Here is a 23,726-nt window from a genome sequence, read left to right on the forward strand (position 1 = left end):
GGTTGCGCCGGGGACACGGGAGCTTTCAGCTCCAGTGCCTCATTGACGTAGCGCAGGTATTCAGCACATCTGGACTTTCGCCCATTCAGCCTGGTAGTGCTCATCGAGCTTCGGGCTTGTCCCGGTAGCGATCCAGCTTTCGCGATCGAGATCAATGAATGCCTCGAACGCGACGGGATCAATTCCTTGGAGCGGCTTGTACGGTGCTGGATACCGGCGCAGCATTTCGGCAACGGCGGGATCCTTGTCTTTGTCCGCCAGCAGCCGCTGGAAACGTTCCTGCAGCGCATCACGCTCAGTACTGACCTGAGTCTGCATGGCAATCATGCGCTTCTGTAGTCCGGCAACTTTAGCCGTAGCGATACGCTTTTCCTCGGCCAGGTGTTCTGCCTGGCTTTCTCCGCAGCCGCTACGCGCGCACCCAGCGAATAGAGCAGGTACGGCGCGATCAGCTGCTGTGAGGTAAACGATTTGCCGACCCCGCCCTTGGTCGAAACGACCATCATGCGCAGGCGATCGCGTTGACCGAGGATCTGATCGAGGCGCTTGAACACCACATTGATCATTTCACGCACGGTTTTCGAGCCGGTCACGGCACGCATCAGGCGGGTATTGAGCTTGGCGCGGTCGAGGTCACCAGCCTGCTCGGCCTCGATGATGATGCTGCGCAGGCGATCAGCGATCGCTTCGCGCTCTTCGGAGATCTCCCACTGAGTCAGACCGATGCGCCGACTCCGGCCATAGCGTTCGATTCGAGGCATGACAAGGAGCTCGGTGCCGGTCTGCTCAGCCAAATCGAACACTTCGGCAAACGCTTCGCGCAGCGCGAGATCCGTGGTGTCCTGGGTGCGACTGGTGATGTCGTTGAGCAGGATGGCAATCGGGGTTTGCTTATCGAATTCGCGGATCAGCTTGATGGTTTTGGGAGCATGCGCGCATTGTTGATGTGTTGGTGGAAATGGCTGAGAGTGTTGCCACTGCAATGAAGTCAGCAGCGGATTGCGAATCGCTAGGTTAGGTCGCTCTCCGCCGCCATGGCGAGGTTACGTCGCGGAAATCAATTTTCGGTGACGTACCTACCAGCGCCAAGGATTTGCTGACACTGCATCCCTTTCGCAATTCAGATCCTCAATCCCGCCGAGGCATTGCATTAATTGATGGCGGACAGCTAAAACAAAGTCACAAAACACACCGCCCAGCTTGCTGGGCGGTGTGTTACGGCAGTTTTAAAAAAGCCTGCTCAACTGAAACAACACGCTCACCAATCTTGCTATTCAATGGCCATGAATCCACAACAATTGACGCCATCCCACGAACACGTGAGCCAGGAGGTGGCAGCGTTTTATTTTCCACTTGCTCCTTCATAATCCGAATTTGTTTAAGCATTACATCGAGCTGCTCACCTCTTCCTAAAGATGGCTCACCCCGCCTTCTCTTTTCGGACTCAGTAAGAAGAGCTGATTCCAAGGATCGCAACTCTTGATACACGACATTAAATTTATCAGTGCTCAAATTCATGGCGTAATGTAATCCTTAGCTGGATTCAGAATATACTTCTGCGTTTGACCTCCAGAATATCCAATTCAGCTCTGCTGGTCTGGAAGCGATTAGGGAATGACCGAGAAATGCTGATCTAACGCTCGAATCGTAGGTAGGTAGCCCACCAGTCTCACTTGTCCGCCTTCATCTATCTCAGCGCTGACATCCTCTTGCTGAATGAACCTGTTCGAAGTACACCGCCGCAACGGCAAAAATCAGCCAAAAGCCGCCATTCTACTTCTACAAAAGCAAGGACAGATTCGAGGTCTGCAAGCTGGTACTGATCGGCACCAATATCACCGCCAAACCGCGGCTGGCCTAGGGCATCCGCGAGTCGATTAAAGAGGCAGCCGTCCACACTGACGGGGCAGTTATAGAACACCTTGTGCTTGCAGCGCACCGGGAAATGTATGCTCGCCTTTTCGACTCAAGCGGCTGCTATTCAAGCACGCCTCGATCCAAGGGGGGCCGGTAAGCAGGGCGGACCTTTTATGAGCCTCAAGTAGAGCCATTGTCGCTCTCCACTCCGATAAATTATCAGAGCGTAGATGAACACCGGCACACAAGTGTGCAAAAGCTTTTGGCGGGCTGGTGGCCGGGGACTTGAATTTTCTTCGTTAAGGCTCAGCCGAAATCGGTGGACCCTATGTTGCTAGCAGATTCTGTTGCGGAGGGACGGGCATGGTATTCAGTCATGAGTGATCGCAAGTGCTCGATCGCTTCATGATATTTCAGATGAAAGTGCTCTCGTTATACGCGTCAGCAAAGTTCCAGGAATCACGCCAGATCTTGAACTGCGTGACGCAAAGCATCACCTTCGCGGCGTCCTCGTCGCTAGCCTTGTCGTGGGGAATGCTGATCGCGGTGCATGTATCGATAAGGCCTTGTCCAGTGGACCAGTCGAAGCCATTACCATGCACCGGAAACGTGGCTGTTGCTACCGATAGTGAACCGAAAAAAAACCACGTTTTGACGCCTTTCATATCTGATTCTCTGCCTGACGGCCCCCGTGGAACTCCACGGAGCTTGATGGACCTCAAAACCCCCGTAATCATTAGATGATACGGGGGTTTTGCGTTTAAGCACCACCACCCTCATCCATTGAGATCCGAGCGTTGGTTGGCTAATATTCCGGGTACGACGCCCCTAAGCCGGTTTTGAAAACCGGGTATGGCGGGAACCCGGAGATCAGACCATGCTCACCGATACCCAATGCCGCACCGCAAAGCCCAAGGACAAGCCCTACAAGCTCACCGATGGAAAGGGCTTGTATCTTGAGGTCAAACCCAACGGTACCAAAGCGTGGCGCTACCGCTTTGCGATACGCACTGGGGACACCGCCAAAGAAAACACCTTTGCTGTTGGCGACTATGCAATTCCGCCCCGTGGCGAAAGTGATGAAGACGCCTTGGCCCGGCGCAAAGGTCGACGCTTTACCCTGGCAGAAGCACGCGACGAACGCGTCAAAGCCCGAGACCTGGTGAAGCAAGGCATCAATCCCGCCCGACATCGGCAACTCACTCGCATCAAACAGCAGCAGGACAACGCCACCACCTTTGAGACTGTTGCAAAGGAATGGCTTGCACTGAAAGACTGGGAAGAGATCACCAAGGTCAGACGACTGGAAATGCTCGAGCGTGTAGTTTTCCCCAAGATCGGTCTGTGGCCGATCAAAAGCATCACCCCCGCACACATCCTTGATGTACTTACCACCTCAGCGAAGAAGAATGGCCTGACGGTTGCGGCAGCGGCCAAGCGTAGTATGTCTGGCATCTTTGAACTCGCGGTTTCGACGCTACGAGCTGATACCGACCCGGTCTATCCAGTCCGCAGAGCCCTTCCGGCCAACAAAACCCAACACAAGCGCCCGCTTACGGTGGATGAAATCGGCCAACTCTTGCGTGACGTAGAAGGTCATTGCGGACGTCACGAAACCGCCATCGCGTTCCGCCTGATGTGGTTCACGCTCTGTCGTCCGAATGAAGCAGTCGAGGCACGTTGGGATGAGTTCGACCTGGATGCTGCCCGCTGGAGGATTCCTGCTGAGCGCATGAAGAAGCGCAAGGAGCACAATGTCCCCCTCCCAGCCCAAGCAGTGGACATGCTGCGCGGTCTGCACACCGTTACCGGCAAGTATGAGCACCTGTTCCCCCATCGAGATGAGCGTACGAAGCCTATGGTCGCAGCGTCATTTCGACAGATGCTCAAGTCCTTGGGCTGGAGCGGCAAGTACAGCCCCCATGCCACCAGAACCACCGGGAGCACCCGCCTCAACGAGATGGGTTATCCCGGTGATTGGATCGAGCGGCAACTCGCCCATGCTGAACCCAATGCGGTACGGCGCACATACAACCAAGCCGAGTACATGGCGGATCGCACAAACATGATGCAGCAGTGGGCAGACATGCTGGATGCGTGGAGACGAGGCGAATGCAATGTCATGCCACTAAACCGAGTTGCCATTCGCTAAGGGCGCAACTCCCCCCTGGCGACAGCGGCGACAGCGGCGACACCCGCGACAACCCAAGTAATCCGTGGCCTGCAGCATGGCGACAGAGGTGGCGACTGTCGCCGTTGCAAGCCTCGCTCTTGGGACCTTTTCGGCCAAGCCCATGGGGGCGGGAAGGCTCCGCATTCCCGCCCCCATGGGCTCACATTAAAAACCGACGAACGACCACCCGGCCATGGAAAACCACCGAACTCCAAGGTCTTCCAGCGCTACCGATTGGCGCAACAGCCGCCCCAGAAATACTGTTGACCGCGAGCAGAACGAGCGCTAAACCTGAACCGTACCAGCGCTGTCCTCGACAGCACCCAGGTAGCCAGAACCTTTGAGGCTACGCCACATCGTGGTGGTCTCCCCAAGTGCGATTAGCGTCCGGCGGCTCGCACGGTCACAGCGATGTGATGGATGCCCACTCTTCCAGAATGCCCACTGCGGCAACTCAGGCCTTCTCCTGGCTGCTCTGCAGCAACTTATCCGCTTGGCCATTTCTTGCGCCAACCTGTTGCCCGTCTCTTTGCCCCCTAAAGAGACGGGCGCATATCACACTGCTGCAGCCCTGCTCGCACGGGCCTTTGCGGCTTTCCCCCTCGTGACAATCGGCGTGACAAACACCGAATGCTCACTCACCACAGCGATGCCGATGATGGTGCCGCAGCCCATGAAATGGACTGCACCTGACTGACAGTCAGGCATGCCCCGGTCATCACATCACTGCCTTCACCTGACTCAGGATCTCGCGGCATTGGTCTCGTCAGCCAGTGCAGCCTCCACCCGCCCACTTCTTCGGAGGTGTTCAGGAGGCCAGATCATGAGATGCCCAAGCTCCCGGTCGTAAGGAGCCGTCAGTCCCGCGTAAGTGGACAAACCTCACAGGTCGCAGGGGCCTTGATCCCTGGTAACACTCAACAACCGTGGCGGGATGAGTGAGGACGAAGTCGACAATCTCAGGAGAATAGCGATGCAACTGTGCGAAGCGTTCGAGCCACCACAACCCTTGCTGGAATACCAGCAGGCGCCACTGCCCTACCCGGTCGAAGCACTCGGGGAACTGTTGGGCCCTGCGGTCGAACGACTGGCCGAGGTGATCGGCGTGCCCTGCGCCATGGCTGCACAATCGGTGCTGGCTACTACTGCCCTGGTGAGCCAGGGTCATGCCAATGTCCAACTCGACGGCCGAACCTATCCGTTGTCTCTCTACCTACTGACAGTGGCGTCCTCGGGTGATCGCAAAAGCGCGGTGGATCACCTGGCCCTGAAGGCCGCGCGCGAGTGGGAACGCCAGCAGTGGACCCGGTATGCGGAAAAGCTCAAAGCCTATCGCGCCGCCATCAACATCATGACCAAACCCAAAACCTCAAAGAAACACGCGGAGGCGGAAGGCGGTGAGCTATCCGAGCCGGTACCGCCGAGACTGATCATTGCCGAACCGACCATTGAGGCCCTGGTCAAAAGCTTATGCCATGGCTTGCCCAGCATGGGTTTGTTCAATGATGAAGGTGGCCAGTTCTTGGGCAGCAGCACCATGAGCAAAGAGAATCTGCTCAAGGCGATCACCACCTTGTCGACATTGTGGGACGGCAGCCCGATCGACCGGGCGCGCTCCATGGCTGGAGAAAGCCTGCGTGCCTATGACCGTCGCCTCAGCCTGCATCTGATGCTGCAGCCCTACCTGGCCAACCAGCTGTTTAAAGACCCGGTGATCAATGGTCAAGGCATCCTGGGCCGTTGCCTGATCAGTTGGCCCGAGCGCCTGGCCGGCCAGCGACTCTACAAGGCAATCGACCTGACCCGGGATGCCAGAGTCCAACGCTACCAACAGCGGATCACCGCCCTGCTGCAACAGCCCTGGTCGCTTCACCAGGATGGATCACTCAATCCCGCCACGCTGGAGCTGACTCCCCGTGCCCGTCGTGCCTGGATAGATATTCACGACACCATCGAGTGCCAGTCTGGCGAGTTCGGCGAGCTGGCCGGCGTCCAGCTTGTCGCGGGCAAGGCCGCGGCGAATGTACTGCGCATCGCGGGCGTGCTGGCCATGGTTGAAGAGGCCAGTGTGTTGGACGAAGCACACATCCAGCGCGCCTCCACGTTGATGGATTACTACCTGGCCGAGATCCAGCGCCTGACCGAACAGGCGCCGGTCAATAGCCGATGCGAAGAGGCGGATCGACTGCTGCGCTGGCTGGTGCAGAAAGGCTGGACTCACTTCACCATTCGCGACGTCAATCGCAACGGCCCTCGTTTTGCCCGCAAGAGCGCTGACCATACGGCCTCTTTATTGGTCGTGCTGATCACCCATCGCTGGCTGAGCAGCCGCGATGGAAAAACTTTCGAGGTCCGCCATGTTTCGCCTCAATGACGCGGTGCGCCGCTACCAAGCGCAACATCAACCACAGCCAGAATTGCGGCGTGTCGCCACCGCTGTCGCCACCCTGTCGCCACGCGCCAGGCCAGCAACGACACGGGTTGTCGCCACTGTCGCCGCTGTCGCCACACCACCACTAACCCCTGCCCACATAGCCCGGCTGATCAAGCAACTGCGTGAGGAAGGGGCACTGCTGCAACATCAGGAGAACGCCCTACTGGTCCGCCCGACACACTGGCAGCAGGTGGACAGGCTCAGCCCCCACTGGAAAGCCCTGCTGCTCTTTCTGCAAACAAACGAAAACGGTGAAGATGATGGCTCTGGTCGGTCGGCGTGATGGTCGCAACTTTGGCTATGGCCGCCAGCTGAGCTATGCCGGCTCACAAGCGCTAAAGGATTTGTTTGCCGGCGGCCACTTCGCCACGGTCAAAGCGCATAGCGATCGCTGGCGAGCGTTCGTGCGCTGGTGTCGGTCCGAGGACGGCCCCGGTTACAACGATGCGCGCCAGATCGATAGACAGATGCTGCAAGACTACGCCGCGTATCTGCGCCAGCAGATCCAGCAAGGTGAACTCTGCATCGCGACCGCGCAGAACCGCCTGAGCAGCGTCAACCGCACCCTCGCTGCGCTGCGCGGTGATCAAGACGTGAGGATCGCCAGCCCGAGTCAGGCGTTAGGACAGCAGCGCTCGACCGTACGCACCCGCGCGCCGGATGGCCAAGACCACCAACAAGTGCGGCGAGTACTCGAGGCGCTTGGCGAACAGCAACGCGAGCGGGTGGCCGCGATTGTCCTGCTGGCCCGAGCAACCGGTATGCGCCTGCGCGAAGCGATCCTGGCTGACCTGCCACGCTTGCACCGCGAAGCCGAACACTTAGCCCGCATCAACATCCAGGACGGCACCAAGGGCGGCCGTTCGGGGGCATCAGCGCCGCGATGGATCGCGGTCAATGAAGAGGTAAAAGCAGCGCTGCAGTTGGCTCGTAAGGCATCGCCAACCGGCAGCCGCAACTTGTTGGCCCGAGACGAAAGCTACGCCGTGTTCCTGCAACAGACCGTGCTCCCCGCCCGAGAAACGCTGCATGAACAAGGGCTGAAGGGTTTCCATGAACTGCGAGCAGCCTACGCCTGCGAGCGCTACGAACAGCTCACGGGGCACGCCGCACCAGTCAATGGTGGCCACTGCTATCGCATTGACCGCGACCTTGATCAACAGGCGCGCCAACAAATCAGCCTAGAGCTCGGGCATAACCGGATCGATGTGGTTTCGGCCTACATTGGAGGTCGAGAGTGACCAAACCATTCGATATAGCGCTGTTCCTGAGCGGCGTACTGACCGGCTCGCAGGTCACGCAGCAACGACACCTACGGCAAGCCCGAATCATGCAAGCGGCCATTCAACAGCGATGGCAGCGAGACAATCCCTGGACCTGGCAGCTCAAGCATGTGCGCTGGTTTCTCACTCAGCACCTGAAAGACCATTCCGGCGCCACCCGGTATTACTATCGACTCACCGCTCTGCTGATCTGGAAGCGATTAGGGAACGGCCGGCAATTGCTGATGGATCGCTCGAATCGTGAGTAGGCAGCCTTCCACGCACACTTGTCCGCCGTCATCTATCTCAGCGCGGATATCCTCTTGCTGATGAACCTGCTCGAAGCACACGCGGCAACGGCAAAAAGCGGCCAAAAGCAGTCGGGGGCGATTGCAAAGCGGGGCCAACAACCGTCTCTTATCCTTGAGTATCTTTCGCAGGGGGCGATCATGAAGCGATTCATCGAAGGTGGCGGTACGTGCAAATCGACCGGCACATTCTCGAATGGGTTATTGCCGACAACCCACCAACTACTGCGAAAGTATTCGCGGCAGTTGGTGCTGATTGRCAGGCGGAACTGCATCACGTCCAAAGGGATAATTGCCTATCGATTAAAGGCGGAAGGCTTGTGCAAATGGACGCCATTAAAAATGGAGCTCTGTCGATTAGTACCGATAGGTTGCCTGCACTGAAACTCCATTCGCACTATTGTCATATTTGGCACTGTATTCCGGTTGAAGACCGGAGTTGTTCGACTGTTTTACGGAAACTTTGGAATCCCAGAGATAACCGTAAGCAAAGTCTATCGTCAGATCGGCATCCGGCGAATAAGCACCGCCCAAGGTCACGGCCTGGCGATTGCCAACCGGAACGCGCACGCTGCGATCGGCATTCCTGATTGGCGACGGATCATAGGCGTAGCCTGCGCGCAGCAGCCATTGCGGGGTCAATTGATAGGATGCGCCAACCGCAGTGGACCAAGTGTCGTGCCAGTTCAATGGTTCGCCCACACTCCCCAGGCCGACACTCTGGCCAGCGGCGGAAACATCGCTGTTGATTGCCTCGAACTTGTCGAGCCGGCTCCAACGTTTCCAGGTGGCCCCGAGGTATCCGGTCCAGCGACTATCGAAATGATGGGTGATGGACGTATCCACTGATTCGGGCATAACAATAGCTATCTTGGCGGGATAACTTCCGTCCACCGGAAGAACAGCCGGGGAGCCGGAAACCGTAGTATGCCCTTTGAGTTGATAGCTCACCTTCGAGTGATAGTTAATCCCCCAACTCGTTGCATCACTCAAGTCAACCAAGAGGCCGACGTTGTAGCCAAGCGCGGTGTCATCGCCTTTGATGGTGACCAGTGTGTCCTCGCCGTTGTTCAGGGCGCCGGTGGCCAGGTAATTCTGAAGCTTTGCATTGAAACGGTTTATGGTCGGTCCGCCTCCAATGGACACGTAATCATTGATCCGATAGGCAATGGTGGGCTGCAGGGTTATTTCCTTGGTCGCGCTATAGGAACCATGGTAACGGCCCTGAAAAGTGCTCTCGTAATCATTGATCAGACCACTCGGAGCATACAGGCCCAGGCCAATCGAAAAACGTTCGTCAAGCGGCGTCGACATATAGGCGAAGGGCACAACCCCCAAAGGGACCGAGTCCCCTTCATTCGTTCCTGGGACACTGCTCTGCGCATCACTGACGTCATCGCTCACCGAGACGACCGCGGCTCCGCCGGAAATCTCACTACGCTTCAATTTGGTTAAGCCCGCGGGGTTGCCAAAGATGGTGCTGGCGTCCAGCGCGGAAGACGATCTTCCCGCATAAGCAGTTCCCGCGCTGCTTGCACTTTGTTCGTTCAAGGCAATGCCATTGGCCCCCGCGCTTGTGGAAGCGCTGAGTATTGCCGCGGCACCTGCGAATTTGATCCAGGAAGACACTTCTCGCACAGCTGAGTGACACGGGATTGCACGGTTGCTCAGTTTCATTTCCCACCTCGTATTGTTGTTATTGATTGGTGCGCAGGCAAAGCTTCGCCTTCCGGTGCACTTGGCAGTGCCGGTTGGAGTTGATCGAAGTTGTTAAAGACCCTGGCTGACTACTACCAGGGCTGAGGTGCCGAACTTACGCAGTCAGGATCATTTGAGCCACTCCACCTGCAAGCTATAGCGACCAAGAAGGAGGGCCAGTGACTCTTGATTTCTCCCGGCCCGGATGCACGCGACTAATCCACGTTGTTCATGCTGAATGACCTCGACCTCGATGTCCTTCAGACACATGCGTTCCACTTCCTGCCGAACTACTCGGGTCACCTCGCGCTGCTGCAAGGCGGGCTTGAAAATTTTGCCAACCGCCGTCAACGGCAGTGCTTCGAGGATATCGATCCGCTTGGGAACCGACGAGGCAAGCCCACTGTTCGCAAATTGCACAGCGGGGTTCATGAAGTAAACAATGGCGAATACAGCTAATGTGCCACCGGCCCTCAGCCATTGTCCGAACTTCAATTCAATGAAGCCAGGCATCACGGCTACGACACCGCCCGCTGCGAGCGCTGCAACCAATCTGAAGATGAGATATTGGAACCCCCGATAGATTAGCAATGCCGATCCAGCGACCACGCCGTAACCAACCCGTGCAGAACTTTATCTACTTGAAATATCGCCTCGAAAGGACCTATTTGGAAAGAAAAGGCCGGCATACGTCGGCCTTGGGAAGGTGGCCCGAGTTGCACAGAGAGAATCAGTAGCTGCTCAGCTGAGATATACCACGTCACCGCTCTGGAGGGGCGGCTCGGCTTTCAGCATCTCTTGCAGCGCACGGTCGTACCAGTCCTGGCTATTGGTACTCCTGACTTCATCACTAAAGTGCATGGTGCTGTACGGCACCGATGCAACCGATTGACGCTGCATTAGCTGCTGAACGCGCGCCTGGAACTGTTCGAGCCAGTCGCCTGTTTCCTTACGCAACAGGCCGGCCTGCCGATGCTCTTCCAAGATGTGGATGGCTTCGAAAAGGGCCTCCGCGAAGCACGCGGAAGAGGCTTCTGAACAATGCGGTATTGGTGTCTGTTGGCTGGTGGACATGGAGAGCTCCTCTCGGAAATTTTAATGCTTTACTGCACATGCAAGACGGGCGTGCTGTCACTGAGGTTGTTTGAAAGTCATGCGTTCGTTACCTCGTATTGTTTTTGTATTAATTGCGTAAGCGCTTGCTCTTTTTAGGGACGAGACGAACCGTCCGGTCCATCGAGCGATTGATCGATAGGACCGTACTGTTCAACCGTTGGGGCTCTCAAGAGATAGGTGAGCCCGACCGTGATAAGGGTGATGATCGCGAGTGCGTGGCATGCGAACTCCAGCCTCATGCGGGTGGTCAATGGTGGGGAAACGCGGATGAAATTCCCTCAGCTCTTACCGGCTAGTGCGATGGCCTCTTTGATCTCCGCTCGCTTGAAGCCGAGGCGCTCGACAACGGGGCGAAAGAGTCCGGCGGCCTTGGCAACCATCGTGTTTCGTCTCGGCAAGACCACCATGTCACTGCGGTTTTCGATTCCGCGGACGATGCCGTCCACGACCTCCTCAATGGCAATCATCTTCCACAGGCCACTTTGGTTGCCCCCCCACAGCTTGGCGCCGGCTTTGTCGGCATGGACTTTCGCCATCATCGGGGTCTGGAAGAACGTGGGATGCACGCTCCCTACCCCGACACCCTGGTGGTGCAGTTCGAGGCGGATGCTGTCACACATCGCCCAGACGCCGGCCTTGCTCGCGACGTAGTGCGCCTGCAAGGGCGAGTGGATGAATGCTGCCATCGAGGAGATCGCTAGCAGGTAGCCCTTGCGTTCACGCACCTGCGGCAGTGCAGCGCGGAAGGTCCGCCAGACGCCGTTGAGATTGATGTCGATGACGCGGTCGAAGATAACCGGGTCAATGGACTCCATCGGGGCGACGACATCGATTCCTGCATTGGCGATCACGACGTCGATGCCGCCGAAGTGCTGGCTCGCCCCAGCGACCGCCACTTCGAGACTGTGCAGGGAGCGCACGTCGGCCTGCCAGGCCCGCACGAATTCGGGGCCACCGAGCTCGCGAGCCTGGACGGCAGCGACCTCAAGGTTGATGTCGAGCAAGGCGAGCCTCGCGCCCTTTGCGCGCAGAGCCGAGGCCAATACCCGGCCCAGTCCGCCGGTCGAGCCTGTGATTAGAATGGTGCGCTGGTTAAGGCAGTAAGTCATGGGAACCCCATAAAGTCGTATAGTCGCGGGAGCTGATCAGCCGAGCATTTACGACTGGCCTGGCTGTTGCGTCTCCAGCTTGCGCAACAGCCCCTGGAAGCGCTCGTCCCGCCGCAAGGTCCAGTCCGTCACGGCGTTGAACATGCCACGTAGCAGAGAGATGGGCGCCCAGTGGCCCGGCGCGATGATACGAGTACTGCGTGACTCGATCCCCATTACGATCGCCTTGGCCATCTGTTCCGGCTGGATGGGGCGACGCAAAAAGTTGGGCAACGCCGTCTCGTTCATCCGTGTGGCGAGCTCGTTTCCACCGAAAGCGACCTTGGCGATCGCCGTCGCCGTCCAGCCCGGATAGACCACGCTGGCCGTGGCCCTGGATCCGCCGAGCTCGACCTGCAGCGATCGCGTGAGCATCTCCACTGCCGCTTTCGAGGCAGCATAAGGGGCATTCGCAACGCCGTTGAGGAAGGAATAGACGGATGAGGTGACCAATATCTGGCCCTCGTTGCGGACAACCTCCGGCAGAGCGGCGCGGATGGTGCGCCACACGCCGAACAGATCCACCTCGACGATGTGCTCGAACTCCTGTTCGTCGCAGCCCATGATAGTGCCTGGCGTGCCCCGCCAGGAGATTCCCGCATTGGCGAAGGCGACATCAAGACGCTCGAATCTCTCGATGGTCTTGCGCACCACCGCCTTCGTCGCGTCGGCATCCGTGACGTCCAGCGCCAGTGGCAACACACGTTCGGCGTCGAACTCCTGGGCCAAGTGATCGACCGCCGACTGTTGCAAATCGGTCAGTACGAGAGACGCCCCCCGTGCATACAGCTCGCGTGCGGTGGCCGCCCCGATGCCTCCGGCTGCGCCGGTGATGAGTACCACTTTACTGTTGAGGTCATAAGTCATGTACTGGTTCCTGCTTCGTTGGCAAGGGGACTACTTTGTGGGTTTGTGGGAACGGTACGACGCAAAAAATCGAGCTGGTCGCGGACCACGCGCTCGAAGGCCTGCCCGACATAGATGTCGAAATGGCCATCGGAGCACCTAATGATCTCCTTGCGCGGCGCACGGCTAGCGTGACGCAACGTGGCTTTCGCCGGTGCGACCGAATCGGTTTCACATACACAGAACAGGATCGGGCTGCGGATCTCGGGCGTCCGGCGGCCCGGGAAATAGCGGATGATGTCGAGCGCGAAGCGCGCCGCAACGTGGTTGGGGATACCGGAACCGGGCGGCATGATCCCGAGGTATCCGTCGTAGGCGTCCGACGCGTTCATCAGGGCCGTCGTGCCCGGCCGGCCCGCCGTAGCGACCATCACCGGCTCGGCGCCCAGCCACGATCCAATGCGATCGCGCAGCGCCAAGGCCGTGAGCTTCACCGAAGTCATGGGATTCATGGCGAGGCTCGACGCGAGTCCGTCGGTGAAGGGGCCCTGCGAGATGACGGCCGCGAGCTTGGGATCATCGGCGGCCGTGGACAGGACATGACCACCACCGAACGAGGTGCCCCACAGAATGACCCTCGTGGGGTCCACCTCGCTGAGGCTGCGCGCATAGGCGACCGCGGCTTTCCAGTCTTCGAGCTGACGGCCGATGTCGAGGAGCTGGCGCGGCTCGCCCTCGCTGTCGCCGAAGTGGCGATAATCGAAGATGAGGCAGGCGTACCCGGCAGCCACGAAACGCTCGGCGAACGCCGGCAGTCGCATCCGCTTCGTCCCGCCGAGGCCGTGCCCCATCACTATGACGGGAAACGGCCCAGAGCCCAGAGGTCGATACAACCAGGCGTTACACCTCAGGCCACCTGAGGCGAAGTAAACGTCGGTCGGTTCCAGGGGCTGCTTGGATTGCTGTGTCATCGGTGTCTCCATAGCGTCTTAGTGCTATTTTCGATGACTCGGACGTTGTGTTCTTGACAGTTTCCGTCGACTAGCTTGACACTTTCCGCCACGATTGCGAGGGCTTCAAAATGGGACAACCGCTGCACCGACGGGTGGTGCCCGAGACCTATGCCCAGCTCCTTTACGAGTATCTGGAGGCTCGCGGACATTCTCCCGAGGCAGTCCTCGGGAAACCTTGGCCAGAGCCCAATCCGTACGGCCTGGGCGGTGTGGACGTGGATCGCTGGGAGCGGATGCTGGAATGCACCGAGCAATATCTGGCCGACCCGCTGCTGAGCCTGCACTTGGGCCGGACGATCACAGCCCGGCATCTCGGCATCCTAGGCCTCGTAGTGCTGGCCTGCGACAATCTCGCCACTGCGCTTCAGCGGCTGGAACGCTACCAGCGGCTGATCTTCGATGTGGTGCCGATGTCCCGGCGAGTAGGCCCCGGTTGGATTGAACTCGTCTGGGACATCAGCCAGTACCACACTGGGCGGTTGGTCGACGAGACCGGGTTCGCGGTCTTTATGCAGTTCTGCCGCAGCCTCGTGCGCGGCCCCGCCAATCTGTTGGCAGTGGAGTTCACGCACGCGACGCCCGCCGATGTCCGGGCTTACGAGGAGTTCTTTGGGTGCCCGGTCCAGTTCGAACGACCTGAACCCGTCATTCGCATCGGCCTCGACCTCCTATCGTCGCCGCTGAAGAGTCCCGACGCGGCCTTGGTGCTGATTCTCGAACAGCACGCAGAGCACCTGTTGTCACAGCTTCCGCAACAGGAAGATGTCGTCGAGCAGGTTCGCAGGGCGATTTCCCAGCTGCTGCTCGAGGGCGAGCCAGATATCGAGACGGTCAGTGTGAAGCTCCGTTGCTCAACGCGAACCCTCCAGCGTCGCCTGAAGAGCGCCGGCACCGGTTTCCGCGACGAACTGAGCCTCGTCCGCCATGAGCTTGCCGCGTCGTATCTGCAGGATCCCCGGCTGCAGGTCGTGGATATCGCTCTGCTCCTTGGGTACTCCGAGCACAGCGCCTTCACCCGTGCGTTCAAGGAGTGGATAGGGAAAACGCCGCAGCAGGTTCGGGATCAGTCACTGCAACGACGTCGCGTTGCAGAGCGTCGAAGCTGAGCATGGTCGAATGTTCATGCATTCAAGTACCGATTCAATCAACCCACCGGGCCGACATGCAAGCTGGCGAAGGCGCTCGGCATGTGAGGGATGAGAACTAAGCGACCTTCGTAACGCGGATTTGAGTAGGACATGGCTCACCCTTAAAACGACTGAGGCAACCCTAGGTGTTAAGCGCTAAAAATCAAGTCGACGCATAATACTCGACCGAACTCTGCCAGGGTCGATAACCGCCCTTCATGACCGGCAGCTATTGGCTGTCGCCACCGACAGCAATGGGTAGTTCACTGCCAATCATGGTTACGAAACGTGCTGGTCAGATCGAATGCAAACGGGTGGTCAACTGGAGTGCAGTATTCCAATTGGTATTCCAACTAAAAATCAAATTAGATATTAATGTTATAAATCAATAATTTACTAAACGGGTTCAAATTACCCCGGCCCAAACGAAGCATCAACAAAGCCCGCCTAGTGCGGGCTTTGTTGCATCTGGGGTTTGGGGTTTGGGGTTTGGGGTTTGGGGCTTCTAGCTTGTTGCGCAAGCACTCTTTGTTGAAAGCCGGCCCGGAACGCGGCATTACGTTGTTTTCCAATCCGTGCCAGCAACTCAACCTCGCGATACTCAACCCGGATCAGGCCATGCTTGAAAACGACTTTCAGCTTGCCAGCCTCCACCTTGAAATCCTCCGCGACCCGAATGTGAGCAGGTACGGCTACGCCTCGACTCGCAAGCCACCGCATTTGAAACCAGCAACGCCGTGCTCTTCGCGATGCTAGACCCAGTCAGCAAAAAAATGATCGTTGCCTGCAACTTCACTGGCATCACTCGCGGCGCTGTCCAAGCCTATTTCCTTGGCTACGTCCTAGCCGAACTCCATCGGGGACACCCGTCAAAAATAAATTCGCCCCCTTTTCCACAGCTTTTATCTAATACTCGCGGCCGCCCTTAGCATCAGTGCCTTGTTGGTTGCCAAACGAAAGTTGAAGTTGTTGTAACTCAACCCATCTGACCGCACACCTCACCAAAACCAATAAGGCAGAAACTTTGGTGTCGGCTCATGGGCCAACTCCAAGTTGTAAGTAATAGAGTTAAAGAAAAACATATCCAATATAAGGAAAGCGATAGCACCAAAAGAAAAAATCACAAACTCACGATGTGGATGCGCGCAGAAATTCGACTCCATCCAGGGCCGAACTGCAACAAGGGAAATCAACCCCACTAACGCACCGAAATAGTTTGGCCGAAGAGGAGTCACAGCATAAAAACCATATGTAAATACAAGCAGCAGCAGTCCCAGCCCAATAACTGGCAAGTTCAAGCAAAAGCCCAACAGCTTATCTCTGGCGCTTGCAAATAGTTGGCTGCGATCTACAAAAATGTAGGCAGCCAACAAGGAAATGGCGGGGGTAATTGAAAGTACATAACGCGCCTTTTTAGAGCTTGGAATCGTGAACAGCACGACTACCACAAGGAGCCAGCCCGTGAGATACAAGAGCATGTTCGTGGTCGGATGAGCTGAACACTCAAAAAAGTACTTACCCTTCTTGATGATGACGCTCAAAGCAATAAAAGCGGTTACGCCATAGGTCAGCAAGCCTGCAGAGAAATAGAAGTAATAACGGGGCGCGTGATCACTGCCAAACCGCCCCAACCCCTGCATGATCAAGACCTCTTGTAGAAAGGCGTCACCACCTTGTACGTAGGCAGCCCATGCCAGCACCGCAATACCTATGGCCAGGACGAGGCCCGCGAACAAGGAGAACACCACCAGCATGCGCCACTGCCGGCTTAACAGATAATAGGAGGCAACTACACTGGCAGGGCCGATCAGGCCAATAGGGCCACGAAATGCAAAGCCCAGCGCAAGTCCCGCGAGTACCAGTAGCAACCGAAAACGTTGTTTATGCACCTCTCCCGAATAGGCCAGGTAGAAGCACATCACGGTAAAAAGTGCAGGGTATACATCCAGCGCCAAGGAGTTTACGCCGTCCAAGAATGACCAAGTGAACAGAGCAAACACAACACCATAGGCACCCCATTTTTTTTCATGCAGCGCACCCAGCTTGTAAATAAACACCAGCATCAAGGCGGCGGCAACACAAAAAGGGAAACCCATCGAAAGGATGGATACACGGCCAAACGGCAAGGAAACCAGATACACGAGGAGCGTGTTGAGCACCGTATAATCAGGGTATGGCTGCAGATCATCAGCGATTGGAAACAGCGTAATCCCATGCTGCAACATATACTGGGCAAAGTCGACAAAGCGCGTGGTGTAATTGAGCACGGCAGGCTTATATTGCAGAATAGCCAATATAACAAATGCCATTATGAAAATAAATGAGCATGGCTTATTTACAGCCACTTCCTTTAACCGCTTCATGTGACCCTACCGCCCCTGAAAACGCGCAGGCTACCATGTTGTTTTTGGGCCATCCAGATTGCAAAAGTAAAGAGTTGTTAAAAGCAGTACAGCCTATTTATTCAAACTATCCAGATGCGTGCGCTTTCTGAACGCGAGCTGAATAGCACTTAAAAAAGGTGTACACACTCCAGTACAGGCCTTGTTTTTTTACAGATAAACTCTAACAACGTGAAGGCTCAGGGTGTTTAAAAAGTTGGTTTTAACTGGCTCCGACAACCTCATGACTCCGACATCACTACCATCACTTCAGCAACTGCCCCCTCCTCGCCTTCCGCCAGATAGATATGACCAATTGAGCTATTGAAATAGGCTGTTTCGCGGCAACCGATGCCGAGGGATTCGCCGGTCTCGAACTGAATCCGCACGCGCCCCGACAGGACCCCGGCCCACCAAACAAAGCATCAACAAAGCCCGCCTAGTGCGGGCTTTGTTGCATCTGGGGTTTGGGGTTTCTAGCTTGTTGCGCAAGCACTCTTTGCTGAAAGTCGGCCCGGAACGCGGCATTACGTTGTTTTCCATTCCGTGCCAGCGATTTAACCTCAAGATACTCAACCCGGATCAGGCCCAGCTTGAAAACGATTTTCAGCTCGCCAGCCAGCTCCCACCTCACCTCTCGATATCCTCCGCGACCCGAATGCGAGCAAGTAAGGCTACGCCTCGATTCTTAAACCACTGCATTTGAAACTGGTTACGCCGTGTTCTTCGCGATGCCAGACCTGGTCAGCAAAAGAATTGATCGACTCCCGCAACTTCACCGGTGTCATTCGCGGTGCTTCCTTGGCTACGTCCTAGCTGAATTCCATCGGGGACACACGCCAAAAACAAACCTGTTCCCTTCCCCAAAATACATGCGGTCTAACGCGCTATCAAATGAAAATCCTGTCACTTCGTTTTCTTCTTTAACGCCTTTTTTTTATGCAGGTCAATGCAACGAACATCTAAAGGTCGCGTAACCGAATTGTCATATTTGAAGCCCCTAATGCGTTTCAAAATATTGCAGCGATTCAAATGCTTGGCATCAGCGCTGCAAAACTGCCGATGCATGGGTAACGGATTACCTTGGATGAACAAGCCCGTCGGCAGGGTTAATTACCCTGTGAACGAGATCCATGATGATCAAGAAACTAGCCGTATCCCTCGTTGGCGCTTTGCTGGGGGGCGCGATGTTGCCTGCACATGCCGACTTCATCGACGACAGCCATGCCGACTTGACCCTGCTCAACCGCTACCTCAATCAACAAGGCCGTGACGTGGTGGGCAGYACCGCCAAGGCCAAGAGTTACCGCGACTGGGGACAGGGTTTTCAGTTCAATTTCCGCTCCGGTTATACCGACGGTGCTGTGGGTTTCGGCCTGGATCTTGAGGCCTTTTACGGCCTCAAGCTCGACTCTGGTGGTGACCTGAATAACAAGGATCACCAGAGTCGTTATCCCGGCAGCATGTTCCCGCTGGATGATGGGAAATCCGCCAATGACTTTAGTGTCTTGAGCCCGACCTTCAAGATGCGCTTCCTCAAGGATGAGCTGCGCGTTGGTATGCTCAGCCAAAATAACCCGATGCTGGCCAACACCGATGGGCGTCTGTACCACCAGACCAACACCGGCGTGCAACTGGTGTCGAAAGACCTGTCCGACTTCACCTTCACGGCTGGCGACATCGTCCGGACGAAAATTCGCAATGAGAGCAACGACAGTGACATGACCACTGGCGGCGGTGCGAAACTCAGCGACCGCTTCCTCTATGGCGGTGCTGACTATACAGGCCTGGCCGACACCACCTTGAGCCTGTGGTACTCCAATCTCCAGGATTACTACCAACAAGCCTTCATCGGCGCCAAGCACACCACCGCGCTGCCGGTCGGTAGCCTCCTCAGTGATTTCCGCGCCTACCGCAGCCTGGGCGTAGGCGGCAACGCGAATGGAGACAGCGACTTTGCCACCGCTGGTTCTTACGGTGACGGCTTGACCAAGGGGCGTATTAACCAGTCCACGATCAGCCTGATGGAAAGCTACAGTCTGGCGGGCCACACCATTGGCTTGGGGGCCCAGAAAAACACCGGTGACAGTGACTTCCCTTACCTGGACTCCGGGCTGAACAGTGGCGCTGCCCGACAAGGTCCTGGCGCCGGCGCTGATACACCGGCACTGACCAACCTGCAGCTGAACAAATTCCAGCATGCTGGCGAAGAAACCTGGCTGGCTCAGTACAAATACGACTTCGGTCAGTTGGGCATCAAAGGCCTTGGCTTTCTGGCCGCCTACGCGCACGGCGATAAGATCAAAGTGACCAAAGGCGGCGACAGCGAATGGGAGCGCGACTTGGCGCTGAGCTACCAGGTGCCTGATGGCAAGTTGAAGGGACTGGGCGTGACCTGGAAAAACGCCCAGGCCAACCCTAGCCTGACGGGCCAGACCAAGCAGGATGAAAACCGGCTCTACTTGAGTTATGTCGTACCGCTTTGGTAAGCACTGACTAGTACAAAAAAAGCCCGCACTTGGCGTAATGCTGTTCACTTAAGTATTTGAGTCTCAGCAGGGCTTCCCCGAAAATCCGATGCCAGATCGCTGGCATCGGATTTTTTATGTTTGTTCAGCAGCATCTGCTCGACCTCGGCGACCTCTTCAACTTTTCTGATCTGAGTACCTTTACTCAAAATATTCCTGTCGAATGGGTGGCATCGGTGTTGGACCTTTCTACGCAGGCAACCCTCCGGCGTCGTCGCTTGCCCGCCGACCAAGTGCTCTGGTTGGTGCTCGGCATGGCGTTGTTCCGCGACGAGCCTGCCTGCCAGTACATTGCGGTGCTGCTTATCGTGATGGCGGCGGCCAACCCGATTTCAGCAACAGGGAGGCGCTTGTCAGAATTAAGGGCGGGTGTTGGAGGGATGTTTCTGGATCACCGCCCAAGGCCGTCAGGCCAAGGACGGTGAAGATTTCAAAGATCCGGCTTCCAGTGAACCGTAAGGCTGCTCCGCTTAAGTGAACAGCTTTACGCCTAGTGCGGGCTTTGTTGCGTCTGGGGTTTCATATGTTGCTGAAGATTGTTATGGGTTCATGGGGGGTGTCAGAAATTTTGTGTTCTGCCCTACCATGACAACGCTTGCGCAATCTGATTCGCCTCGGTCCTGGTTTGGCCACCGGCCATGATGGGTGCCCTTAGCAACGACCGCAGGTCCTTGCGGTCCACGATCCAGAACGCCATCTTCACGGGTGTTTCCCGCAGGACACCGGTGACAGGGTCATTGTCAGAGGCGCCTTTGTCGTCAGGCAGCTTCGTCACATCGAACTCCCATCTGCGGCCGGTTGCCTGCTGCTCTCCATGTTCGGCCGATTTGGGCGAAAACTTCGTCCTGCGCATTTCTCCGGCTTGCAGCCCCAACTTTTCCGCCATGAAGGAGCGCAGCAACGGCTCAAGCTCCTCGTCAGATGACTGAGCCATGCCCACTGTGAGGCCAAGTTGCGCCCCTGTTTGCAAATTTTCGTAGTAGAAACGACTTTCTGTGTCCAATCTCAGGCGGTAGTCGCCCACACGCAAGGGCAGACGCATGTCTTTCCGGCGGTTGACCAAGGCATTTTCATCCTTCGGTATTGTCCAGCCCAGCGTAGCATCGCTTTCCTGCCATTCGATGAGCCTTCGGTTCAGTGCGACGGCGTCGTGACCTCTGCCCTGGCGGTAAGCGATATCCGCTGCATAATCTAGCGCAGTGCGATAGAGGCTTTCATCGGTAAAGCCAATCTCCCAGGCAGGCACGGCCAAACCCAGCGAGCGACGGGCGGCATCCAGAGCGCCGCGCCGATACTGCGACACGCCGATATAGGTCTGCACGCGCGCAATTTCCTCTGAGAAAAAGGCATCGGGCAGCGCCTGCTCTGCCAGTTCAGCAGCCTTGGACCAGCCGCCAGGAACATTCCAGTACGAATCCATGTCTTGGATCTGCTCGACTATCGTGCGCTCACGGAACAGTGGTGGTGCGCTTTGCCATTTCAGCGCCGCGAACAAACTGCGCACTTGTTCAGTTGCTTGGGCTTCGTCTCGCGATCTGAAAATCACATTGATGTCCATGCGCCAGTCGCCGTTTAACGCTATCCAATGAACATTGACGCATTGCTCGCCGTCACACTCCTCTTGCCTCCCTAGTTTGACGGATGTCAGGCCGTTGAAGGGGAGATCGGGCATTGCCGATGCAAGCGCCTGTGCCTCATGCTGTCCCTGATAGGACTTGCCCCATTCCTGCCGTTGTGCGGCGCTCTGCTTGCGTTGTGTTTCGTCATAGGACAGCGAAATCTCGGCGCTTAGGTGGCTGTCCGCCAACACCTGTGTATAGAGGACGCGGGTGATGAAATCCCGTTTCTTTGCTGGCTCAAACTCCGTCAGCTTCCACTGTCCCAGCATTAGTGGCATCGAGAAGTCAGCCAGCTCGTAATGCAAGCGCGGTTCGTCCAGCGACAAGCGCCATAGACCGGGATCGGGGCTCGCGACCGCGAATAGCTTTTCCTGCAGGCGTGCGACCTCTGCTCTTTCACCCGCCATCATGCTTGCTTCGATTGCCAGGCCAAGCATGTTCGTGCTGCGGCTGTCGCGCCTGCCCGTCGACCCGGCAGATGCTGCTTTCTGCTCCCAATACGCAATCTGCTCTTCGGCGGCTTTCCGGGCCTCGTCGTATCTCCCCTGCTTGTGCAACAGGTTGACGAGCAGGACGCCCGCATCTAGCTCGGTGAAATCCAGGGCGCTGCTCTTGCGACCAGCCTCCATAGCCGCCCGGGCTGCGACCGTGGCCTCCGCCAATGACTCCTCGCTGCTCAGGCGTTGTGCCTCGCGCATAAGCCCAGCAGGGCTTGGTACCCGGGACTCCGCCTGAACCGCTGACGCCGTCCAGGCGGCGATGCTGGTTGACAACAGGACTGCGGCAAAGATGGGCCAGTTTCGGCTTCGTTTTGAATTCTTCATATTTGTCTCTCTGGCACATGCTTAATGGGCTTGTTGCATAGACGTGTAAAAACGCGCTGTTCGGTGCAAAGGCGTCGACAGGAACTTTTAACCCGTATTACTTCATTCTTTAACGCGCCAGGGATGTCGATGAGAGTACTGACTATCAATCACGCGGAGCTACCGTCCTCAGGTATGGCTTTGAATCGGTATATGGGAACCGTCCAGAGTTCGTTTGAAGGGGAGCCATGGCGAAAATACGTAATCTGAATGGCCCCCAAGCTCTCAAGAATCTCGAGACCTGAACTCACCGGGGCCGCTTGACTACCCATTTTTTTATAGCTGGGTCTATTGGCTGTTCGGCTTCAATCTCTGCCGGGGTTTGACTGATCGCCATACCGTTTCCACAGAACGCAGTGAACACATCCCCGTTGAAACTGTAGAGTTCGACACTCGTCACGGTCTCACAGGCATCACTCGCCACTATTTTTCGTGCGAGTTTGACCCGAGACGACTGGTAAGTGTCGTACCACTCCTTGAAATATGCTTTGGATCGGGTCGCTGATGCGCCGGGATTCAGGATATCGCTGGCAATCCTGGCATCTAGGGGGCTCGCTGCGAAACTCGTATACGGTTGGATATCCTCGGGGTCAACAGGATATATACGCGCATATCCTTTTTGCACGTCGAGTTTAACCACCTTCAACTGCGCGTCTTCTGGATAAACTTTATAGACGACATCCAAAAGCCCCAAGGATGGGTTGGGTGTTTTGTTACCCGAGTAAATAAACTTCTCGTCCTTCTTCAGATTGAAGCGCTGGACTATTGAGTCGATTCGGTCGAGCCGCTTCCGCTCCTCTAAGTTGCTCTCCGCAACCGCGACAGGCTTCAGACTCTTCAACTGCTCGGGCATCGGCGATAGCTGAACCTGAACATCCGCCTGCGCGCTACAAACGGCCGCTGCCAAGACCAAGGGAATAATGGGTTTCAACATGCATCCTGCTCCTTGTAGATAAATCTTCCGTGTCGTGCTGTGTGTTCTAAGTCGAAGCGTTATCTCTGGGTAGCCCTCAGAGATGTAAGTCGTGCCGTTTGTTTATCACGGTTCACTCCAGTCCGCACACGGACTTGTTCGCCAGGTACCGGCCTACGACCTCCGCCTTGGCGTCGGGGCATTTATCTCAACGAACGACACCCCCTGAGCATCAATGAAATTTTGGGCTTCAGAGACAAGTTCAAATGCCCCAGGCGCCAAACGAAACATCAACAGAGCCCGCCAAGTTCGGGCTTTGTTGCGTCTGGGATTTGGAAAACTACTTCCCCTCCCCTAGAAACGAGGCTTGCTCGCAATGGGGGCAGTGTTGTGTCCAAGGCTCGAGCAAAAGGCTTTTCATCTCCCGCAATCAGATTTCA

The 23,726-nt window shown here is 56.7% G+C and carries 20 protein-coding genes and 3 pseudogenes; 9 read left to right on the forward strand and 14 right to left on the reverse strand.

Annotation, left to right across the window (positions count from 1 at the left end; genetic code table 11):
* Window positions 1–60: 60 nt before the first annotated feature.
* The 4 genes from AC1DHT_RS16850 to AC1DHT_RS16865 all read right to left on the reverse strand — a co-directional run bounded on the left by AC1DHT_RS16850 (window position 61) and on the right by AC1DHT_RS16865 (window position 2,522).
* Window positions 61–327 carry a hypothetical protein gene (locus AC1DHT_RS16850; protein WP_442114557.1) on the reverse strand — a complete coding sequence of 89 codons (267 nt, stop codon included), beginning with the start codon at window positions 325–327 and terminating at the stop codon, window positions 61–63.
* Window positions 324–983, reverse strand: coding sequence for a hypothetical protein (locus AC1DHT_RS16855; protein ID WP_442114556.1), 660 nt, complete (start codon window positions 981–983; stop codon window positions 324–326). The genes AC1DHT_RS16850 and AC1DHT_RS16855 overlap by 4 nt, the downstream gene beginning before the upstream one ends.
* Window positions 984–1,215: 232 nt before the next feature.
* A complete protein-coding gene (locus AC1DHT_RS16860) occupies window positions 1,216–1,518 on the reverse strand; it encodes a hypothetical protein (RefSeq protein WP_442114555.1) in 303 nt (100 codons plus the stop codon).
* 752 nt (window positions 1,519–2,270) lie between these two features.
* Window positions 2,271–2,522, reverse strand: a complete 252-nt coding sequence (locus AC1DHT_RS16865) for a hypothetical protein (protein WP_442114554.1) — start codon at window positions 2,520–2,522, stop codon at window positions 2,271–2,273.
* Window positions 2,523–2,734: 212 nt separating this feature from the next.
* On the opposite strand from AC1DHT_RS16865, the gene AC1DHT_RS16870 reads away from it, so the two are divergent.
* From AC1DHT_RS16870 to AC1DHT_RS16895, 6 genes are all read left to right on the forward strand, one after another.
* Window positions 2,735–4,009 (forward strand): tyrosine-type recombinase/integrase, encoded by a 1,275-nt coding sequence (locus tag AC1DHT_RS16870; RefSeq protein WP_442114553.1) that lies wholly within the window; start codon window positions 2,735–2,737, stop codon window positions 4,007–4,009.
* Window positions 4,010–5,003: 994 nt separating this feature from the next.
* Window positions 5,004–6,404, forward strand: a complete 1,401-nt coding sequence (locus AC1DHT_RS16875) for a YfjI family protein (RefSeq protein ID WP_442114552.1) — start codon at window positions 5,004–5,006, stop codon at window positions 6,402–6,404.
* Window positions 6,388–6,747, forward strand: coding sequence for a hypothetical protein (locus tag AC1DHT_RS16880; protein WP_442114551.1), 360 nt, complete (start codon window positions 6,388–6,390; stop codon window positions 6,745–6,747). The genes AC1DHT_RS16875 and AC1DHT_RS16880 overlap by 17 nt, the downstream gene beginning before the upstream one ends.
* A complete protein-coding gene (locus tag AC1DHT_RS16885) occupies window positions 6,725–7,705 on the forward strand; it encodes an integrase domain-containing protein (RefSeq protein ID WP_442114568.1) in 981 nt (326 codons plus the stop codon). Before AC1DHT_RS16880 ends, AC1DHT_RS16885 begins: the two co-directional genes overlap by 23 nt.
* The gene (locus AC1DHT_RS16890; protein ID WP_122552632.1) at window positions 7,702–7,995 is read left to right on the forward strand and encodes a hypothetical protein; all 294 of its coding nucleotides are present in this window, start codon (window positions 7,702–7,704) and stop codon (window positions 7,993–7,995) included. The genes AC1DHT_RS16885 and AC1DHT_RS16890 overlap by 4 nt, the downstream gene beginning before the upstream one ends.
* A gap of 54 nt (window positions 7,996–8,049) precedes the next feature.
* Window positions 8,050–8,418 (forward strand): hypothetical protein, encoded by a 369-nt coding sequence (locus AC1DHT_RS16895; protein WP_477761407.1) that lies wholly within the window; start codon window positions 8,050–8,052, stop codon window positions 8,416–8,418.
* On the opposite strand, the gene AC1DHT_RS16900 is transcribed toward AC1DHT_RS16895, so the two are convergent.
* The 6 genes and pseudogenes from AC1DHT_RS16900 to AC1DHT_RS16925 all read right to left on the reverse strand — a co-directional run bounded on the left by AC1DHT_RS16900 (window position 8,392) and on the right by AC1DHT_RS16925 (window position 13,813).
* Window positions 8,392–9,711 carry an outer membrane protein transport protein gene (locus tag AC1DHT_RS16900; protein ID WP_442114549.1) on the reverse strand — a complete coding sequence of 440 codons (1,320 nt, stop codon included), beginning with the start codon at window positions 9,709–9,711 and terminating at the stop codon, window positions 8,392–8,394. The genes AC1DHT_RS16895 and AC1DHT_RS16900 overlap by 27 nt on opposite strands.
* A 150-nt stretch (window positions 9,712–9,861) precedes the next feature.
* Window positions 9,862–10,119: pseudogene (locus tag AC1DHT_RS16905) on the reverse strand (acyl-CoA synthetase); the annotation flags it as partial.
* Between the two features lie 354 nt (window positions 10,120–10,473).
* Window positions 10,474–10,806: a hypothetical protein gene (locus tag AC1DHT_RS16910; RefSeq protein ID WP_442114548.1), complete on the reverse strand. Its 333-nt coding sequence runs from the start codon at window positions 10,804–10,806 to the stop codon at window positions 10,474–10,476.
* 320 nt (window positions 10,807–11,126) lie between these two features.
* Window positions 11,127–11,957 (reverse strand): SDR family NAD(P)-dependent oxidoreductase, encoded by an 831-nt coding sequence (locus AC1DHT_RS16915; RefSeq protein ID WP_442114547.1) that lies wholly within the window; start codon window positions 11,955–11,957, stop codon window positions 11,127–11,129.
* A gap of 48 nt (window positions 11,958–12,005) precedes the next feature.
* Entirely contained in the window at window positions 12,006–12,863 is an 858-nt protein-coding gene (locus AC1DHT_RS16920) for an SDR family NAD(P)-dependent oxidoreductase (protein WP_442114546.1), read from the reverse strand.
* Entirely contained in the window at window positions 12,860–13,813 is a 954-nt protein-coding gene (locus AC1DHT_RS16925; protein WP_442114545.1) for an alpha/beta hydrolase, read from the reverse strand. The genes AC1DHT_RS16920 and AC1DHT_RS16925 overlap by 4 nt, the downstream gene beginning before the upstream one ends.
* Before the next feature lie 110 nt (window positions 13,814–13,923).
* On the opposite strand from AC1DHT_RS16925, the gene AC1DHT_RS16930 reads away from it, so the two are divergent.
* Window positions 13,924–14,961, forward strand: a complete 1,038-nt coding sequence (locus AC1DHT_RS16930) for an AraC family transcriptional regulator (RefSeq protein ID WP_442114544.1) — start codon at window positions 13,924–13,926, stop codon at window positions 14,959–14,961.
* Window positions 14,962–15,980: 1,019 nt separating this feature from the next.
* Here AC1DHT_RS16930 and AC1DHT_RS16935 read toward each other — a convergent pair.
* Together AC1DHT_RS16935 and AC1DHT_RS16940 are read right to left on the reverse strand one after the other, a co-directional pair.
* Window positions 15,981–17,345, reverse strand: a complete 1,365-nt coding sequence (locus AC1DHT_RS16935; protein WP_427541899.1) for an ArnT family glycosyltransferase — start codon at window positions 17,343–17,345, stop codon at window positions 15,981–15,983.
* 260 nt (window positions 17,346–17,605) lie between these two features.
* A pseudogene (locus AC1DHT_RS16940) lies at window positions 17,606–17,776 on the reverse strand (cupin domain-containing protein); the annotation flags it as partial.
* 723 nt (window positions 17,777–18,499) lie between these two features.
* On the opposite strand from AC1DHT_RS16940, the gene AC1DHT_RS16945 reads away from it, so the two are divergent.
* Window positions 18,500–19,852, forward strand: a complete 1,353-nt coding sequence (locus AC1DHT_RS16945) for an OprD family outer membrane porin (protein ID WP_442114543.1) — start codon at window positions 18,500–18,502, stop codon at window positions 19,850–19,852.
* A gap of 227 nt (window positions 19,853–20,079) precedes the next feature.
* A pseudogene (locus tag AC1DHT_RS16950) lies at window positions 20,080–20,369 on the forward strand (transposase domain-containing protein); the annotation flags it as partial.
* 102 nt (window positions 20,370–20,471) lie between these two features.
* On the opposite strand, the gene AC1DHT_RS16955 reads toward AC1DHT_RS16950, so the two are convergent.
* Complete coding sequence (locus tag AC1DHT_RS16955) at window positions 20,472–22,334, reverse strand: hypothetical protein (protein WP_427541905.1); 1,863 nt, start codon at window positions 22,332–22,334, stop codon at window positions 20,472–20,474.
* Window positions 22,335–22,620: 286 nt separating this feature from the next.
* A complete protein-coding gene (locus AC1DHT_RS16960; RefSeq protein ID WP_427541908.1) occupies window positions 22,621–23,307 on the reverse strand; it encodes a hypothetical protein in 687 nt (228 codons plus the stop codon).
* Window positions 23,308–23,726: the final 419 nt, after the last annotated feature.

This window comes from Pseudomonas sp. 05N432, assembly GCF_056396945.1.

Coding starts and splice junctions, on each gene's coding strand:
- AC1DHT_RS16850 (WP_442114557.1), bottom strand. CDS start 327: ATGATTGCCATGCAGACTCAGGTCAGTACTGAGCGTGATGCGCTGCAG.
- AC1DHT_RS16860 (WP_442114555.1), bottom strand. CDS start 1,518: ATGAATTTGAGCACTGATAAATTTAATGTCGTGTATCAAGAGTTGCGA.
- AC1DHT_RS16865 (WP_442114554.1), bottom strand. CDS start 2,522: ATGAAAGGCGTCAAAACGTGGTTTTTTTTCGGTTCACTATCGGTAGCA.
- AC1DHT_RS16870 (WP_442114553.1), top strand. CDS start 2,735: ATGCTCACCGATACCCAATGCCGCACCGCAAAGCCCAAGGACAAGCCC.
- AC1DHT_RS16875 (WP_442114552.1), top strand. CDS start 5,004: ATGCAACTGTGCGAAGCGTTCGAGCCACCACAACCCTTGCTGGAATAC.
- AC1DHT_RS16880 (WP_442114551.1), top strand. CDS start 6,388: ATGTTTCGCCTCAATGACGCGGTGCGCCGCTACCAAGCGCAACATCAA.
- AC1DHT_RS16885 (WP_442114568.1), top strand. CDS start 6,725: ATGGCTCTGGTCGGTCGGCGTGATGGTCGCAACTTTGGCTATGGCCGC.
- AC1DHT_RS16900 (WP_442114549.1), bottom strand. CDS start 9,711: ATGAAACTGAGCAACCGTGCAATCCCGTGTCACTCAGCTGTGCGAGAA.
- AC1DHT_RS16910 (WP_442114548.1), bottom strand. CDS start 10,806: ATGTCCACCAGCCAACAGACACCAATACCGCATTGTTCAGAAGCCTCT.
- AC1DHT_RS16915 (WP_442114547.1), bottom strand. CDS start 11,957: ATGACTTACTGCCTTAACCAGCGCACCATTCTAATCACAGGCTCGACC.
- AC1DHT_RS16920 (WP_442114546.1), bottom strand. CDS start 12,863: ATGACTTATGACCTCAACAGTAAAGTGGTACTCATCACCGGCGCAGCC.
- AC1DHT_RS16925 (WP_442114545.1), bottom strand. CDS start 13,813: ATGACACAGCAATCCAAGCAGCCCCTGGAACCGACCGACGTTTACTTC.
- AC1DHT_RS16930 (WP_442114544.1), top strand. CDS start 13,924: ATGGGACAACCGCTGCACCGACGGGTGGTGCCCGAGACCTATGCCCAG.
- AC1DHT_RS16935 (WP_427541899.1), bottom strand. CDS start 17,345: ATGAAGCGGTTAAAGGAAGTGGCTGTAAATAAGCCATGCTCATTTATT.
- AC1DHT_RS16955 (WP_427541905.1), bottom strand. CDS start 22,334: ATGAAGAATTCAAAACGAAGCCGAAACTGGCCCATCTTTGCCGCAGTC.
- AC1DHT_RS16960 (WP_427541908.1), bottom strand. CDS start 23,307: ATGTTGAAACCCATTATTCCCTTGGTCTTGGCAGCGGCCGTTTGTAGC.